Source organism: Clostridium algoriphilum (assembly GCF_020443705.1).
GTDB classification, from domain to species: domain Bacteria; phylum Bacillota; class Clostridia; order Clostridiales; family Clostridiaceae; genus Clostridium_AD; species Clostridium_AD algoriphilum.
The window spans coordinates 72,978-90,044 of the sequence record NZ_JAIZZK010000017.1 but is presented as its reverse complement, the minus strand read 5'-3'; the positions used below and the strand labels follow the sequence as shown (position 1 = coordinate 90,044).

Annotated in this window: 18 protein-coding genes, 2 pseudogenes, 1 riboswitch and 1 other annotated feature; of the genes and pseudogenes, 8 read left to right on the top strand and 12 right to left on the bottom strand. The window is 29.4% G+C overall.

Annotation, left to right across the window (positions count from 1 at the left end; genetic code table 11):
* Positions 1–465, top strand: a pseudogene (locus tag LGK95_RS13270) (aldehyde dehydrogenase family protein); the annotation flags it as partial.
* A 52-nt stretch (positions 466–517) separates the two neighbouring features.
* On the opposite strand, the gene LGK95_RS13265 reads toward LGK95_RS13270, so the two are convergent.
* Entirely contained in the window at positions 518–820 is a 303-nt protein-coding gene (locus tag LGK95_RS13265; RefSeq protein ID WP_226125269.1) for a DUF503 domain-containing protein, read from the bottom strand.
* A gap of 20 nt (positions 821–840) precedes the next feature.
* On the bottom strand, positions 841–1,743 hold the full coding sequence (locus LGK95_RS13260; RefSeq protein ID WP_226125268.1) for a 3'-5' exoribonuclease YhaM family protein: 903 nt from the start codon (positions 1,741–1,743) through the stop codon (positions 841–843).
* A 379-nt stretch (positions 1,744–2,122) separates the two neighbouring features.
* Here LGK95_RS13260 and LGK95_RS13255 point away from each other — a divergent pair, with 379 nt between their 5' ends.
* The 3 genes from LGK95_RS13255 to LGK95_RS13245 all read left to right on the top strand — a co-directional run bounded on the left by LGK95_RS13255 (position 2,123) and on the right by LGK95_RS13245 (position 5,218).
* Positions 2,123–2,314 carry a hypothetical protein gene (locus LGK95_RS13255; RefSeq protein ID WP_226125267.1) on the top strand — a complete coding sequence of 64 codons (192 nt, stop codon included), beginning with the start codon at positions 2,123–2,125 and terminating at the stop codon, positions 2,312–2,314.
* 249 nt (positions 2,315–2,563) lie between these two features.
* Positions 2,564–3,904, top strand: a complete 1,341-nt coding sequence (locus LGK95_RS13250) for a DUF2334 domain-containing protein (RefSeq protein ID WP_226125266.1) — start codon at positions 2,564–2,566, stop codon at positions 3,902–3,904.
* 321 nt (positions 3,905–4,225) lie between these two features.
* A complete protein-coding gene (locus LGK95_RS13245; protein ID WP_226125265.1) occupies positions 4,226–5,218 on the top strand; it encodes a D-2-hydroxyacid dehydrogenase in 993 nt (330 codons plus the stop codon).
* Between the two features lie 209 nt (positions 5,219–5,427).
* Here the strand turns inward: LGK95_RS13245 and LGK95_RS13240 are convergent, their stop codons facing one another.
* From LGK95_RS13240 to LGK95_RS13220, 5 genes are all read right to left on the bottom strand, one after another.
* Positions 5,428–5,598: an alpha/beta-type small acid-soluble spore protein gene (locus LGK95_RS13240; protein WP_226125264.1), complete on the bottom strand. Its 171-nt coding sequence runs from the start codon at positions 5,596–5,598 to the stop codon at positions 5,428–5,430.
* Between the two features lie 222 nt (positions 5,599–5,820).
* Entirely contained in the window at positions 5,821–7,122 is a 1,302-nt protein-coding gene (locus LGK95_RS13235; protein ID WP_226125263.1) for a pyrimidine-nucleoside phosphorylase, read from the bottom strand.
* Between the two features lie 44 nt (positions 7,123–7,166).
* On the bottom strand, positions 7,167–8,348 hold the full coding sequence (locus LGK95_RS13230; protein WP_226125262.1) for a NupC/NupG family nucleoside CNT transporter: 1,182 nt from the start codon (positions 8,346–8,348) through the stop codon (positions 7,167–7,169).
* Positions 8,349–8,505: 157 nt separating this feature from the next.
* Entirely contained in the window at positions 8,506–9,147 is a 642-nt protein-coding gene (gene deoC, locus LGK95_RS13225; protein ID WP_226125261.1) for a deoxyribose-phosphate aldolase, read from the bottom strand.
* Between the two features lie 273 nt (positions 9,148–9,420).
* On the bottom strand, positions 9,421–9,819 hold the full coding sequence (locus LGK95_RS13220; RefSeq protein ID WP_226125260.1) for a cytidine deaminase: 399 nt from the start codon (positions 9,817–9,819) through the stop codon (positions 9,421–9,423).
* A 290-nt stretch (positions 9,820–10,109) separates the two neighbouring features.
* On the opposite strand from LGK95_RS13220, the gene thrB reads away from it, so the two are divergent.
* Both thrB and LGK95_RS13210 read left to right on the top strand, forming a co-directional pair.
* Positions 10,110–10,997: a homoserine kinase gene (gene thrB, locus LGK95_RS13215; RefSeq protein WP_226125259.1), complete on the top strand. Its 888-nt coding sequence runs from the start codon at positions 10,110–10,112 to the stop codon at positions 10,995–10,997.
* A gap of 470 nt (positions 10,998–11,467) precedes the next feature.
* Complete coding sequence (locus LGK95_RS13210) at positions 11,468–12,355, top strand: ADP-ribosylglycohydrolase family protein (RefSeq protein WP_226125258.1); 888 nt, start codon at positions 11,468–11,470, stop codon at positions 12,353–12,355.
* A gap of 376 nt (positions 12,356–12,731) precedes the next feature.
* Here LGK95_RS13210 and LGK95_RS13205 read toward each other — a convergent pair whose 3' ends face one another.
* The 5 genes and pseudogenes from LGK95_RS13205 to LGK95_RS22440 form a co-directional block, all read right to left on the bottom strand.
* A complete protein-coding gene (locus LGK95_RS13205; protein ID WP_226125257.1) occupies positions 12,732–12,872 on the bottom strand; it encodes a ParA family protein in 141 nt (46 codons plus the stop codon).
* Between the two features lie 158 nt (positions 12,873–13,030).
* A pseudogene (locus LGK95_RS13200) lies at positions 13,031–13,177 on the bottom strand (sugar phosphate nucleotidyltransferase); the annotation flags it as partial.
* A gap of 42 nt (positions 13,178–13,219) precedes the next feature.
* Positions 13,220–13,681 carry a GtrA family protein gene (locus LGK95_RS13195; protein ID WP_226125256.1) on the bottom strand — a complete coding sequence of 154 codons (462 nt, stop codon included), beginning with the start codon at positions 13,679–13,681 and terminating at the stop codon, positions 13,220–13,222.
* Positions 13,682–13,882: 201 nt separating this feature from the next.
* The gene (locus LGK95_RS13190) at positions 13,883–14,113 is read right to left on the bottom strand and encodes a hypothetical protein (RefSeq protein WP_226125255.1); all 231 of its coding nucleotides are present in this window, start codon (positions 14,111–14,113) and stop codon (positions 13,883–13,885) included.
* 68 nt (positions 14,114–14,181) lie between these two features.
* Positions 14,182–14,313, bottom strand: a complete 132-nt coding sequence (locus LGK95_RS22440) for a hypothetical protein (protein ID WP_264174558.1) — start codon at positions 14,311–14,313, stop codon at positions 14,182–14,184.
* A gap of 82 nt (positions 14,314–14,395) precedes the next feature.
* Positions 14,396–14,449 (bottom strand) — a sequence feature (sodium ion sensor (DUF1646 type); this cis-regulatory element may regulate processes involved in with the transportation of sodium ions).
* Positions 14,450–14,656: 207 nt separating this feature from the next.
* Between LGK95_RS22440 and LGK95_RS13185 the strand changes: the two genes are divergently transcribed.
* Complete coding sequence (locus LGK95_RS13185) at positions 14,657–15,103, top strand: MarR family winged helix-turn-helix transcriptional regulator (RefSeq protein WP_226125254.1); 447 nt, start codon at positions 14,657–14,659, stop codon at positions 15,101–15,103.
* A gap of 83 nt (positions 15,104–15,186) precedes the next feature.
* The gene (locus tag LGK95_RS13180; protein WP_226125253.1) at positions 15,187–16,602 is read left to right on the top strand and encodes a potassium/proton antiporter; all 1,416 of its coding nucleotides are present in this window, start codon (positions 15,187–15,189) and stop codon (positions 16,600–16,602) included.
* Between the two features lie 147 nt (positions 16,603–16,749).
* Positions 16,750–16,928, top strand: a riboswitch (cobalamin riboswitch).
* Positions 16,929–17,067 lie beyond the last annotated feature (139 nt).

Genomic DNA, 17,067 nt, shown 5'->3' with positions numbered 1-17,067 from the left:
GTTGCTGATTTAGCAGGAGTTGTAATTCCAGCAAATACCAAGGTTATTATATTAAAACCTAAGGGTGCAGGAGAATTAGATTTACTTTGTAAAGAAGTAATGTGCCCAATTTTGATCGCGTTTGCTTACGATAAATTTGAAGAAGCGGTAGAAATAGCTAAGACTAATCTTTTACTTGATGGTGCAGGACATACTTCATCTATTCATTCAAATAATAAAGATCATATTGAATATGCAGGAACGGTTTTACCAATAAGTAGATTTATTGTTAATCAAGTATCGTCTACAGGAACAGGCGGAAGTTTCAATAATGGATTCAATCCATCTACAACTCTTGGTTGTGGATCATGGGGAAATAATTCAATATCTGAAAACTTTACGTATACTCACTTAATAAATATATCTAGAATAGGGTATTTTAATAAGGATGCTAAGGTTCCAACTGCAGAAGAGATTTGGGCATAATAATAAGATTAGTTAGCATAATGATTTAAGTAAATATACAAAAAGAAGATGTCTATGACAGGTTAAAACTGTCATAGACATCTTCTTTTTGTATATCAACTATTTCTGCATCAGTATTATTTTCTATAAAGGTTATTATATGCTCCATTGTGGAATCTTGTTGAGCAGAAGTACCACATATTGCTGAAATTCCAATAACTATTGTTTGATGAATATCCTGATCATCGACTTCAGCAATTGATATGTTGAATTTATTCTTTAGTTTTTGAATTATACTTTTTACAACCATTCTCTTTTCTTTTAATGAGTGTGACCAAGATGCTCTTAGGGTAACTTTCATAATTAATATTTTCAAATTCTATCCACCCCACTTTACTATAGATATAATCTAGTTTCAATTCGTCTATCATAGTCTGACCAATTTCCAGATTCTGTTTTATCCTTCACTTGAGAAATTTTGTTCATAGTAGCATCTGTAGAATCTGCAAAATTAACTATAAATGATTCTTCCATTTTCATTCCTCTAGGAGAACCGAATTCAGGTTTGCCATGATGTTGAACAATGCATCCCTTTACTCTAGCAATAAAATCTTCTGAATAAAGTGTTGGATTTTCCCTAGTAGCATTATCTATTAACTCTACACCAATAACAATATGACCTTCCATTTCCCCTCTAAGGGTATATTTAAAAGGACCATCATAATATAATTCATAAACTTTTCCAATATCGTGAAGTTTTGCGCAAAGTAATGCTATTTCAGTTCGTTTGCATTCATATCTTTCGCAAAGCATGGCAGTTAAATACATAACATTTAGAGTATGTTCTGCAAGACCACCTATGTAATTATGATGCATGGACACTCCACCAATTCCTCTTTCAAATTTATCTAAGAATTCTTTATCTTTAAAGAAATAGTCATTCATTGCTTTACCCTCACTGGAAATTATATATTTATCAGTAAGAACTTCCATTTCCTTCATAATGTCTTCAATAGGTCTTTTTACAGTTGGTAGATAATCTGAGAGAGTATAATTCGTTATAAACTTATATTTCTTAACATCTAAATTTTTATCTTTATATCCCTCAACTTCTAATACGCTTCCTTCTTTAATATCTCCATTTTTGGTAGGAATATTAGCTTTTATTTCTCCACTCTTATCTACTAATATGCAGACAAACTTAGAAGCATCTTTGAACATTATTTTCATTACCATTAATGACATTTTTATATTAGTACCACTTTCTATATCACAAATAAAACCTTTTTTTGTAGTCATATATTCCTCCAAATAAATTTATTTATCAAATGTAGTATGTGTAAAAAACATATACATATATCACTGTACCATATTTATTTTAATATGGCTAATAATTAGTAAACACTGTATATTATTGGATCAATTTGGAGTAGGTTGATATTTGGAATGATATCTACACTGTTGGTTATGTTTTACGGTCAGGTAAGAATATTTATGGTTTATAACTTTATTAAGTACTTTTTTGCTATAGCGAGTATATTAAGGTTTTAGATAGTTAAAACTATCTAAGTAATCGAAGCATTAGAGTCTATTAAATTAATCTCTATTAACAAGAAAATAAATCTGAAGGAAGTAAACAATTCAAGGCCATTATCTAACCTAACAAGGAGGATTTACAATGAATAAATTCCAAAAAAAAGTCGAAGATACTATGGACTCAATAGAAGAATCAAATTCCTTTAAATGCGAAACAAGGAGTGATTTTAAAAAAGTAGCAAAAGCTTTAATTGAAACAAATGGAACTATACCAGATTTTAAAAAGTACGATTTAGATTCAAAACATTGGAAGAGCGCTGAAAAATTTATTTAAACATGGTTTTATCAAAAAAATCATTATCTATAAGGATATGATTTTAAACATATTAGTGAGTTACTAAATTAGATTTTGTAACATTATTAATGTAATGTATTATATAAAAAATAAGTTGCTTTAGTAAAAGCAACTTATTTCTATTATATTGATAATGCTAAACAGATTATTGGTGCTAATATAACAAATATAGTTAACCAATTCAATTAAGGTAGAGTTAATAAAATTTATTTTAAAAGGGTGATTTTAATGGTAAAATTAAAAAAATCTTTTATAATTGTTATAATTATGATTTTTGTTGCTATTTCTACAAGTTGTAAAACTAATGAAATTAATGATACTAATAAAAAATCTGAAAATCAAAAAAAACCCCTATTAACTAATAATAAGTTTAGTAATATACCGGATTTAAAAGCACCAAAGGATAATATAAATATTATATTTGAGGGGAAGTCACTAAAGTTAATAGCATCAATATATAATGATAAAAATAGATTATACCTTCCATTTACTGAACTTATCGATAAGCTTAATGGTAAGATAGTGTATAATTATGATGTAATAAATATCAGTATTAATAATAAAAATATCTTTATAAATAGTAAGGATAAAAAATATTGGTTTGTTGGTAATCCGAATGATAAATTTAATCTAAAAAAAAATATTATGAAATGCGATGGTGAAATGTATATTTCTATTTTTGATTTAGTTACAATGTTAGATTTGAAAACTAAATGGAATATAGAAAATAAGAAAATAAACTTATTTTGGAATAGAGAAAAGATAGTGCCTTTAGTAAAAAATCAGTCTAGTTCAAAGTATGCATTAATAAGGTTTGAGGACATAACAGCTGCGCAAAGATATAAGACAGCGCAGCAATTAGAAAAATTGAGAGTGATAGGTGATTATCTTTACTCATGTGGAGTACCTTTTCATATTGCATGGATACCGCGTTATATAGATAAAGCTAGAAATATCGATAATGACCCATCAAATATTGATAACATTTATAATGCGGATTTTATCTTTACTATGGACTATTTAATTAATAAAAATGGGTTTATTGGTATTCATGGCTATACACATCAAATTAAGAATGAGGTGAGTATAGATGGTATTGAATTTAGTGAAAAATATAATACTGATGAAAAAAGTATTCACGAAAGACTAAAGTTAGCTATAAAATGTGCTAATGACTTAGATATGCCATATACGTTCTTCGAAACACCACATTATGAAGCAACAAATTTTCAACATAAAATAATGGAGAAATATTTTGATTACATTTATGATCCAAATAGTGAGTATAAAGGAAGTAATAATAAAACCATATATGTTCCTACGCCACTTAATTATGTGGACGGTAAAGAAGACTTAAACAATATGCTAGGAAAAATAAATAATTTGCCAAAAAATGTTTTAGGAAGTTTTTTTTATCATCCTAATATTGAATTTGAATTTATAAAAGTTTATGAAAATGAAGATAAATATCCAGTTTATAAATATGATGAAAAGTCCGTACTTCATCAAATTATCAAGACGTTTAATCAAAATGGTTATAAATTTATATCTATTAAGGATTTGAAGTAGTAATTTTAACCAGCTATCATACCAGGTCTTTCAGAAGATTCTCATTTACAACTATAATAAATAATAGTTGTTGTTATAAGCAATTGCATAATAAAATATTGTCTCGAATTTATATTAAAGGTAGTGAAGAGTGATATCTAAGAGGTTAAAAGTTTGTAAATTAATTGTTTGTTTATAAAATGATGTGATATGATAGAATAAATATTAGAAGATTATGGTTAGTAGAATAACTACTACATTATGATAAAGTTATTAGCAATTATAAAAATTGAGTACGTTAAATTTGTGCACACTGCTTAATTAAAAAGGAGAAAAATAAAAATGAAGATAATTATGTATAGTGCAAGAGAAGAAGAATGTGTTATGTCTAACGAGTGGGGTGAAAAGCGTGGAATAGAAATTAAAAACGTTTTTGAACCCCTATCTTTAGAAAATATTGATTTAGTGAAAGGTTTTGATGGACTTTGCCTTTGTCAAACAAAGGAAGTAGATAAAAGAATTTATAAAGAGTTAAATGCTAGGGGTATTTCGCAAATAGCATCACGTACAGCAGGAGTCGATATGTTCGATTTAAAAAAAGCAACAAAATATGGACTAACTATTACAAATGTGCCAGTTTATTCACCTAATGCGATTGCTGAATATGCTGTAACGGCATCACTTAATATTACACGTCATGTTATACAAATTGCAGATGCAATGAAAAGGCAGGATTATCGTTGGACAAAAGATATTTTGTCTAAAGAAATAAGATCAATGACTGTTGCAATTGTTGGAACTGGCAGGATTGGATGTATTGCAGCAAGAATTTTTAAAGCATTTGGTGCAAGAGTTATAGGATTTGACTTATACCCAAGCGATAAAGTGAAAGATTGTATAGAATATGTGGACACACTTGATGAAGTAGTTAAACAAGCAGATTTAATTTCTTTACATATGCCAGCTACAAAAGATAATTTTCATTTATTTAATAAAACTATGTTTGATAAGATGAAGGATGGCGTATTTTTTGTTAATACAGCCAGAGGCACAATTGTTGATACAAAAGCGTTAATAGAAGCTCTAAATAGTGGTAAAGTTGCTGCTGCAGCTTTAGATACGTATGAGAATGAAGGTAATTACTATACAAATGATCTTTCGGGTAAAGAAATTAAGGATGAGATGTTAAAGGAACTCACAAGACGTAAGGATGTATTAATTACACCACACACTGCATTTTATACAGAAACGGCTGTTAAAGCTCTAGTTGAAGGTGGATTAGATGGAGTTTACGATATTTTAAAAACCGGATGTAGTGAAAATAAAGTAAACTAACAGTGATTATAGATTTAAAGTATAAAACGTGTAAACGACCAATGGTTTTGTGTTATTAATGAAAGTGTATCTTTATATATATAAAGATAAAATTTAGATAGCATACAATACTGTGATTAAACCACTATGTAATTCATAGTGGTTTAATCATTTCTATAAATCTTGTTGCATTTCCATTTCAACGTTCACTTATCTTATTTAACTAACTTTTATTTAAAACTTGAAAGATCATCTTTTGTAGGAGTCTCATCAGTGGCTCCACCAACGCTTCCGCAAATTTTTGAGCTATAATTACCCCAGTCAACGTATTTAGGGTCTTTTATTCCCATAAGTCTAGCTTGCTTAGTTCTGCTTTTTACATTATTTATTTTTTCATCCATTAAAACACCATCCTCGTTTATATATATATATGTAGTGTTTGAATTTTGTTTTTAAATTATGTGAGCTTAATTCTTTTTATTATATTGATTTAATTAATTTTTTATATCGATAAACAATATGGCATAATTGTTAGGAAAGGCGATATCACCGGGACTAAAACTAAAACCATTACTATATAACAGAGTACTATTAATAAATAATTACAGACTTACTAGTAATATTTACTCTGTAATTACTTCATGAATTAATATTGGCTTAATTGCATGATCACTAATAGAAATATTTTCATATATTTTAGCTTTTACGTCCTCTACATTTTCACGATTTGAATAGATAGTTACAAGAGCTTCACCCTTTTCTACCATGTCACCAACTTTTCTGCGCAGCATCAAGCCTACTGCTAAATCAATTTTATCATCTTTTGTAGCTCTGCCTGCACCGAGTAGCATTGCGGCAATACCAATCTCATCTGCTACCATATTGGATACAACACCACTAGCAAGGGCTGGAACATCAATTTTATATTTTGCTTGTGGTAATTTGCAAGGATTATCCACAATTGAAGCGTCTCCACCTTGGTTTTTAATGAATACTTTAAATTTATCTAAAGCTTTACCATTTTTTATTACTTCAAGAAGCATTTTCCTTGCGTCTTCTAATGTTTTTGCCTTTTGTGCTAATACAACCATCTGACTTCCGAGCGTTAATACAAGTTCTGTCAAGTCTTCGGGGCCTTCTCCTTTTAGTGTATCAATGGCTTCGTTTACCTCAAGTGCATTTCCAATTGCAAATCCTAGTGGTTGAGACATATCAGAAATTATTGCCATAGTTTTTCTTCCTACATTGTTTCCAATTTGAACCATTGCATGTGCTAAATTTTCTGCATCTTTATCAGTCTTCATAAAAGCACCTGCACCTGTTTTAACATCTAGTACTATTGCATTAGCACCAGCTGCAATTTTCTTACTCATAATAGAACTAGCAATTAGTGGGATTGAATTCACAGTTCCAGTTACATCACGTAGTGCATATAGTTTTTTATCTGCAGGAGTTAAGTTACCTGTTTGACCAATAACGGCAACTTTGTCACGATTAACTAATTGGATAAATTGATCACTTGTAATTTCTACATGGAAACCGCTAATGGACTCTAACTTATCAATAGTTCCACCAGTATGGCCAAGACCTCGTCCAGACATTTTAGCTACAGGTATATCTAAAGCAGCAACAAGTGGTGCTAATACAAGTGTTGTTGTATCTCCTACACCGCCAGTTGAGTGTTTATCTACTTTTATACCTTTAATTTTTGATAAATCAATAGTTTCTCCAGAATTAACCATTGCCATTGTCAAATCTGCTCTCTCACGATCATTCATGTCCTGAAAATAAATTGCCATTGCGAGTGAACTTGCTTGATAATCAGGAATTGTACCTTTAGTATAACCTTCTATAAAAAAGTTAATTTCTTCTGTTGTTAATTCTTTTCCATCACGTTTTTTTGAAATTATATCTACCATTCTCATTTTTTTACCACCTTTTTATTTTATTTATTTTAATCTTTTCTATATTATACAATTAGACCAACAACAGTTGCTGTTAATATACTTACTAATGTTGCGCCAAAAAGTAGTTTTAGACCAAACCGAGCAACAACATTTCCTTGTTTTTCGTTGAGTCCTTTTACTGCGCCTGAAATGATCCCAATAGATGAAAAGTTTGCAAAAGATACTAAAAATACAGAAACAATAGCCGTTGTTCGTGCGGTTAAATGTATATTACCACTTGTCAAATTAATCATGGCAACAAACTCATTGGATACTAATTTTGTTGCCATTATACTTGCGGCAGGTATTGCTTCACTCAAAGGTACGCCCATTAAAACTGCGAAGGGTGAAAATACATATCCAAGTAAATTTTGAAAAGAAATACCGAAAACACCTTTAAAGATCATATTAACCATAGCAATTATAGATACAAATCCGATTAACATAGCACCAACTATGATAGCTACTTTGAATCCGTCCATAATATATTCACCGAGAACTTCAAAGAATGATTGCTTTTTTTCTCCCTTAACTACTAAAATATCTTCCTCGTCAGTTACGGTATATGGATTTATAAGTGAAGATATAATAAATCCACCAAATAAATTTAAAACAAGTGCAGTTACAACATATCTAGGATTTATAAGAACCATATAGGAACCAACTATAGACATAGATACTGTTGACATAGCTGATGCACAAAGCGTATAAAGGCGATGTTCTGGTAATAAACCAAGTTCTTTTTTTACTGAAATAAATACTTCTGATTGACCAAGAATAGCCGATGCTACTCCGTTATAAGATTCTAGTTTACCCATGCCATTTATTTTACTTAAGCCTAAACCAATGTATTTTATTATAAACGGTAGTATATTCCAATGTTGCAATATACCGATTAAAGCAGAAATAAAGACAATTGGTAAAAGAACATTTATAAAAAATGTTGACTGGTCCGTATTAACTAACCCACCAAATACAAAATTTACACCTTCCCCAGCACATTTAAGCAATAACTCAAAGCCATTTGCTATTCCACCTACTAAAAAATTACCAACTCCTGTGTTAAGTAAGATAAAACCAAGTATGAATTGTAGAATAATCATTATAATGATAGGACGGTATTTTATCTTTTTTTTATGAGTACTAGTAATCCATGCAAGTCCTAGGACAACAAATAACCCGACAATCCCAATAATATATTTCATTTTGACGTTCCCCCTTAATAAGTATAAACTTATAATGATGTTATACAACAATTACATTAACAAATTTTGTAAAAAATGTTTTAAATAAAAAAAACAAAAAATAATTAATGTATAAATTAACAATAAATAGTATTATTATTAATTTATACATTAATATTTAAGAAATGATGGAAATACCTGAGCTTGTTCCAATACGGGTTGCACCAGCTTCAATCATCTTTGTAGCCTCTTCTTTGGTATGAATACCACCAGAAGCTTTGACACCCATCTCTTTGCCTACTGTTTCACGCATTAATTTAACATCTTCGATCGTTGCTCCACCTTTAGAAAATCCTGTTGATGTTTTTACAAAATCTGCACCTGCTTTTTTAGCAAGTTCGCAAGCTTTTACTTTTTCTTCTCCTGTTAAAAGACAAGTTTCAATAATTACTTTTACTAATGATTTTCCTTTTGCTACTTCAACAACAGCTTTAATATCTTGCTCTACATATTCGTAGTTTTTATCCTTTAGTTCACCAATGCTAATAACCATGTCCACTTCTGTGGCACCGTTTTTTATGGCATCACTAGCTTCAAATGCTTTTGTTTCAGTTGTGGTTGCACCAAGAGGAAATCCTATAACAGCACATACATTAACCCCACTACCTAATAATTCTTGACTTGCTTGTTTAACCCACCTAGAATTTACACAAACAGAGGCAAATTTATTTTCTTTTGCTTCCTTTATTAATTGAAGAATTTGTCCTTTTGTTGCATCTGGTTTCAGCTCAGTATGATCAATAATTGTAGCAATATTCATTATAAATCTCCTTTTTTATCTTTATTATACTTTTATAATAAAACTTAGCTTTAAATTTGTAAAGGACAAGATGAGATTATGTTCAAAATAGTAAATTGAAGGTGTTTTGTAGATACTCGTAGATGTTACACTATTAATAAATACGATTAATAAATTTACGCAAGTTAAAAGCATACTTTTATAACTGTTTTATTATAAACAATTGTAAAAGTATGCTCATAAGACCGAGTTTATATATATTTTATCTGTTGTAGAATTGCATTACATTTTTTATTATTTTTCTAGATCTTTTTTAGTGAAAGCCCCTGGTAAAATCTCATCTAATGTTTTAACTAAATAATCATTTTCACTTTTACCCAAAATTATTTCAGTATCTTCTGATGCAAATTCAGCTATTACCTGTCTACAAATACCACAAGGATAAGTATAGCCATTTTCTACACCTACTATAGCAATTGCTTTAATAGTTTTATGACCTTCAGATACTGCTTTAAATATGGCCGTTCTTTCAGCGCAATTAGTTGCACCATAGGATGCATTTTCTATGTTGCATCCTGTATAAATTTTTCCATCTTCGGTAAGTACAGCTGCTCCAACTTTGAATTTAGAATAAGGTGAATAGGAATTTTTTCTTGCTTCTAAAGCTTTAGAAACTAATTTATCATATTCCATATCAATATAAACCTCCTTTTTAGCTTCATTATAATTTTATAATAAGGCATTTTTGAACACTTGTAAAGTTATGGATAAAATAATGTCCGCGCTTATTCTAGAAGTCTTTTTGCAGTATATTGATTTTGAAATAACTGGTGAAAGTGATGCTTTAAGGTTGGCCAAGATATACTTGAATTTTTAAGCGCAACATTGTAATATATATGGTATAATTGATAAAATTGTCGCATTAGGAGGCTACTATATGAATTACGTTAGTACAAGAGATAAAGAAACTGTTGTAAATAGTTATGTTTAAGATTAAAGTGCCTGCTACAAGTGCCAATATGGGACCTGGACTAGACACTCTTGGAGTTGCTTTTAAGCTCTATAATTCATTTATAGTTGAAGAGATAGAAACTGGACTTGAGATTTTAGGTTGTGATGAAAAATTTGCAAATAGTAATAACTTGGTTTATAGTTCGATGTTAAAAACTTTTGAAAAACTTAAAAAAGATCCAAAAGGTGTTAGATTAACATTTAAGACTGATATACCAGTTAGTGGAGGCCTTGGAAGTAGTGCTACATGTATATTAGCAGGGATAACAGCTGCTAATAGGCTTTGTGGAGATGCTTTAACAAAACAAGAGGTTCTAAAATATGCATGTGAAATTGAAGGGCATTCGGATAATGTTACTCCTGCACTTGTTGGTGGAATGACTGTTTCAATTATAAATGAGGGAGCTACTTATTATAATAAAATACCAATAAGTGAGGGTGTAAAGTTTTGCGTGTTAATACCAAAATTACAGCTAGCAACTGAGGATTCAAGGGCAGTGCTTCCAGAAAAAGTACCCTTAAAGGATGCAGTTTTTAATGTAGGTAGGGTTTCTATGCTCATTGTAGCACTTGTTAATGGTGATTATAAAGGGGTGAAGCTTGCTTGCATGGATAAGCTTCACCAACCTTATAGAATGGGTTTAATCGAAAATTACTCTGAGATTACAAGTTTTGTTGAAGACACAAAAGCTCTAGGAGTATTTCTTAGTGGAGCTGGACCGACAATTATGGTGATGCTAAAAAAGGATGATAATAGCACTGAGAAAAAACTTAAAGAATTCCTACAAGGCTTATCCGGAAATTGGGAAACATTGAATTTAGAAATCGATGAAAATGGTCTAGAAATTTTAGATATGTAAATTTAGAAATTTTTAAATTAAGATTATTTTAGAGGCTTTAAAAGAATAAATAGCTGGTGAAAGCTAGTGGAAAAGTAACTGCCAAAATTGACGAATTTGAAGCATATGTTAAAGAAAACAAATTTATTTAATTGTCTTTTGTTGTTAAACGCTTAAAATAATAGTTATATTATATGAAGAAGTCCATGCTGCCTAAAAAGCAGAATCGGCTTCTTTTATTTATTTGAATTATACTAATACTAAAATTGTTAAGTTGTAGAAATCAAATTTTAAAAATGTTATAATGATTACAATAATTAACTTTATAAAGAATATTAGGTAAGTAATGCAATGTTAAGTTTAAAAGAATACTATAGATAAATGGATAAATTTATTATAGATAATAAGTATGGTTGGCTGATATTATCTTAAAAAGATTTTGCGAGAAATATTGATGCTTAAAGAAAATTAATATAATGGAGGCAAAAAACATGGATAGATTAGAAAGAGTTTTAGGTGGATTATTTGGAGTTGCATGTGGGGATGCCCTTGGAGGAACTTTAGAGTTCACTCCTAAATATATAGGTGTAGAAAAGTATGGTTTTCACAAAGATATAATTGGTGGAGGAGAAATGCAGCTAAGGCCTGGAGATGTTACTGATGATACAGTAATGACTATTGCAGTTGGAGAGGGAATTATTGAAGAGCCTAATGCACCTATAGCCGCAATAGGAAGGAAATTTGTTGAATGGTACGACACTGATCCAACTGATATCGGAATAACGTGTCAAGATGCCATAGGTGAGTTCATTGATTGTGGAGATTGGAATAAAGCAGGTCGTAGAGTTCATAGATATTCCAATGGAATGAATGCAGGTAATGGGACCTTAATGAGATGCATTTCTGTTCCACTATATTATAGGGAATTTGATAAAATGGTGGAAATAACAAAAGCTCAATCAGACATGACTCATTATAATGTAAAGGCATCAGATGCATGCATCTTATACAATACAATAATTTATAAGTTTTTAGATGGTGGAGATAAAATAGGGACAATAAAAGAAGTTTTAAAAGGCCACGCGGAATATGAGAAAGTATTTAATATGAAAAAGGAGAATCTTAACGCATCCGGTTATGTGGTGGATTCATTTCAATGTGCACTGTGGTGTTTCATTAACAATTCATATGTTGAGGATATAATATGCGAAGCAGTTAATCTGTATGGAGATCCAGATACTATAGGTGCAATTGCTGGAGGTCTTGCTGGTGTATATTATGGATATAACAGTATTCCGAAGAGATGGAGAGAAAAAATAATACTAAAAGACAAATTAATTGGGTTAGGAGAAAAATTAAATAATTTCAATGAAGATTAATTCCTTAGTTTTTGTGCCTGTAATAATTGAATAGATTTAGTAAATCTATTCAATTATTACAGGCACTTTTGTTTATCTATTCCTCTTTTTTTACTTACATTTCTAACTACCTGTCCCAACGTTGATAGGTTAATAGCCCTATTGATTATATAGTCTATAATCAACGCTGCTTCTTTTTTTCTATAGATTCTGCCGCTGAGGTCAGGAGTATATGTCTTTGATATTTTAACTAAATCCTTTAACGGTAGAATTATTAATTTCTCTCTTAAGGCATCTTTAACGATATTTCTAAAAGTAGTAACTGGATTTAATAACGGTGGTTTGTTTTCATTAGAAACATCATTATTACCATCAACCCTAATTGAAATATTTATATTTATATTATTATATTTATTTTGTAAATATTCAACTGTACTTTCTTTTTAAATTCGTAAGTAAGGAATTCAGCTAGTGCAACTGTTGTTGTAGTTTTACCTACCCCACCTTTTAAATTAATAAAACTTATAACTTTACCCATAGTATCTCCAATTTAATTAATATAGAATATGTATATTCTTTTAGGGGATAAATTATTTCATCAATTACTAAGGAATAGAAATAAACACAAAAGGAATGTCCTAATTACTAGGCCATTCCTTTAATTAAAAGGTAAATATACAAATTTTTAAGCTAACATATTCCAGATGCAACAGCTTCCTCTATAATATATTGCATTGTAGGTTTATCAACTATAGGTAACATTTCTTTAGGTAGTGCCTTTGTTGCAGGTAGAAATCTTGTTCCAAGTCCTGCTGCTGGTATAATAGCTTTTTTAACTTTCATATTAATATCTCCTTTTCATTTCTTTATAGAATTAGTGGAGGTTCATGCTATCTTTTTACTACTTGTTACTGATTTTATTACTGAACCGAAAACCCAAAATCTATATCCTAAAAAGTTAACTACTTGAGCGAGTACCATTGAAATAATTTTTGCGAAAAATGGGTTCATAAAATTATTTTTCATTAATATACTTAACCCCATTAAGCTTACGCCTAGGGAGGCTGAATTAACAACAATAAATTGAACAATTTCCTTGGTTGTTTTCTTATTAGTTTTAGTATCATTGAAAGTCCAAAACTTATTTAGAATATAACTATTTAACGTGCCACTTGAGTAGGATATTATCTGACTTATAATATAGTTAACACCAAATAAACTATTTAATAGAGAAAATACTCCAAAGTCAAGCAGAGTATTTAAACCACCTACACAGCTAAATTTAGATAGACGTTTAAAATTTCCGTTATTTACAATGTTATTGTAAATATTTTTCAAAGTAATCATATATTTCACTCCTTTAAGATTCCTATATATATATAGTAACAAGAAAATCTATAAAAATTAGCAAATAATTATGTTAAAAGTATGTTTTTTATAGAATAATTATGTAGGAAACATTAACAAAAATAAAAAACGCCTGGGTAAAAATAAATTTTATCCAGGTGTTTTATAAATAGAGCGTTTTATCATATATGAAATTAGATTTTATTTTAGAAATATTCTTATTATCTGCATAATTGAAGTTATAGAAAATCCAATCATACTTAATTTATAATATTTTATTATATGTAATTTATCAGTTTCTGTAAAAAAATCTTTATTACTTATTTTATCTAGTTTTTTTCGTGATGTTCTTAATTCTAAGAACGAAGTTACTAATATTCCAAATCCCAATAATGTAGCAGTAAAAGTAGTTACTTTTAAAATGTTATTCATGATATTTTTCCTTCCCAAAACAGATATTTGATAATACTAATTGATAGGTTGAAATTTAGAAAAATTATTTATTTCTTGAGCGTTTCGTCTCTATTTTTTTCTTCTTTTTTGACTCTTTTTGGTAAAATAAAATTAACATAAATAAATCCTGTAACCATTATTAAAACAATGACAATTACAAGCATATCTTCGGGATTCATATAATTACCTCCTTTTAAAGTACCTATCTATGAAATTCAACATTAATCAACAAAAAATAATAGGGTTGGGAACTCAAATAGGAGTTTCCCACCCTAGAAACAGATTTCTTGGAATCAAACTTTAGTTTGTCCAACCGATTTAATATTATGTAGTATATTATACCACATAGTTAATATTAATTCAATTTTCTAACTGATAAAGATATAATTTTTTAACAATTTCCTGTGAATTATTAAGTATATAATTATGGTTGTTTAAAATTAATTGATATATGTACTAAAATATGATATAATTCATATGTGAACAGTTAACATGTTAAATATATTTAATAAGGAGAAAATTATGATTGATGCTGAGTTTCAAGAAGAACTTGTTGAAGTTTTAAAAGCTGTTAATGGAAAACTTAATGTAATTCTACATGATTTTTATGAGCCATATGGGTTAACGTCAGTACAAGCTAGTGTATTATTACAATTACATAAAAATGGTGAACAAAACATTACAGATTTATGCAATCATCTTTGTATGGGAAAGAGCAATTTATCTCCGTTATGTAAAAGGCTAGAAAAGGGCGGGTTTATAGAACGTGTTAGAAATTCTAAAGATGAGCGCTGCGTGAATATTAAAATGACTGAATATGCACAAGGAATAATGCATGAAGTAACAGTTAAAATATCTGAAAATATTATTCCAACATTAAATCATATAGATGAATATAAAAAAGAAAAGATAGTAGAGGGATTAAACATTTTAAATGAATGCTTATCTTTAGACAAAAATAAAAATTAATATACTTAGTCCTTTTATGGAAAAGCAAATAAAAAAATATGATATAAACAAACTATAAAATACAGAAAAGGAGTGATGAATAGATGATAATGCCTTTAATTATAGCTTCGGTTGTTGTATTAATATGTATATTTTCAAGCAAAGTTTTATATAAATTTGGAGTACCCTCATTACTTATATTTATTCTATTAGGTATGGTATTTGGTTCAGAAGGAATTGTTGGAATTCACTTTGAAAATTACCATATTGCAGAGCAACTTGGATCACTAGGTTTAATGTTTATAATCTTCTATGGAGGTTTTTGCACAAATTGGAAAATGGCAAAACCAGTTGTTGGTAAAGCGTTATTAATGTCAACTTTAGGGGTTGTTATAACAGCAGGGCTTATGGGTTTGTTTTGTAGAGTAGTTCTTAAAGTATCTCTTTTAGAAGGATTACTTATTGGATCAATAGTAGCTTCAACTGATGCAGCCGCAGTTTTTTCAATACTACGTTCTCAGAAACTAAATTTAAAAGGTGGACTGGCATCGATGCTAGAAATTGAAAGTGGAAGTAATGATCCCTTTGCATATATGCTTACAATAACACTCTTAACTTTAATGAAAGCTGGCGCAGAACAATCTACGCTGCAGCTTATAATATTTCAAATATTTTTCGGATTATTAGTGGGCGTTGTATTAGCAAAAGTAAGTGCTTGGATATTGAAAAATATTACTTTTGAAATAGAAGGACTGTATCCAGTGTTTGTTATGGCAATAGCTGTTTTATCGTATTCCATGAGTTCGTGGATTGGTGGTAATGGATACCTTAGTGTATATATTACTGGTATTATAATTGGAAATAGTAAAATTCAAAATAAAAAAAGTTTAGTTAAATTTTTAGATGGAATATCATGGCTTATGCAAATAATGCTCTTCTTTATATTAGGCCTATTATCTTTCCCCTCTCATTTACAATCAGTTCTGGTACCAGGAATTGTGATTTCATTATTCTTAGTTTTTGTTGCAAGACCTATTGCAACATTCTTAATACTTAGTCCTTTAAAGATTCCTTTTAAACATCAATTATTTGTTTCGTGGGTTGGAATTAGAGGTGCGTCATCTATTGTTTTTGCTATAATTGCTGTAACGAACGGAGCAGTTATAAAGTCTGATATTTTTCATATAGTATTCTTTGTAGCATTATTTTCAGTTACTTTGCAAGGCACGTTAGTTTCACCAATCGCAAAGAAATTAGATCTTGTTGATAATGAGTCAGCTGTTTTGAAAACATTCAATGACTATCAAGAAGAATCAAACACAAAATTAGTAGAGATAGAAGTTACGGAGGAAAGTAATTGTGTAAACAAAACTATAATGGACGCCAATATACCTGAGGAAATTCTAGTTGTGATGATAAAACGTGCAGAAAACGTAATACATCCTAAGGGAGCGACAAAGATTAAGAGTGGTGATATATTAGTGTTAAGTGGGGATAATTTTGATAATATGCCAATTTAATTTAAAAAAAATATAAACCTATAGTATAAATTATCATAAACTAAGTAATAAATAATGCTATCTTAATTTCGCAAACTAAAGTTGTTGATTTTTTGTATTATTAATCTTATAATTATAAAATAAGAATATATTCGTATGAACTATAATAATTGAATAACAAATATAGGTTTAATTAAAATTAATTAAAAGGGAATCAGGTTGAAATCCTGAACTATCTCGTAGCTGTAATAGATGAATTTAAGTACTTAATGCCACTTGGAAACGGGGAAGGCGTACTTAAATAATGATTCTTGAGTCAGAAGACCTACCTATATTTTTGCACCATAAACTCTACGAGTGATAGAGGAGGTATCTATAATAAAAATTTATTTGCTGGTTTAAAATAATTAGCATATTTTTAATTTATTCCCTTTAACTCTTTAGTTAAAGGGATTTTTTGTTTTGCACAAAACATATAAAGAATCA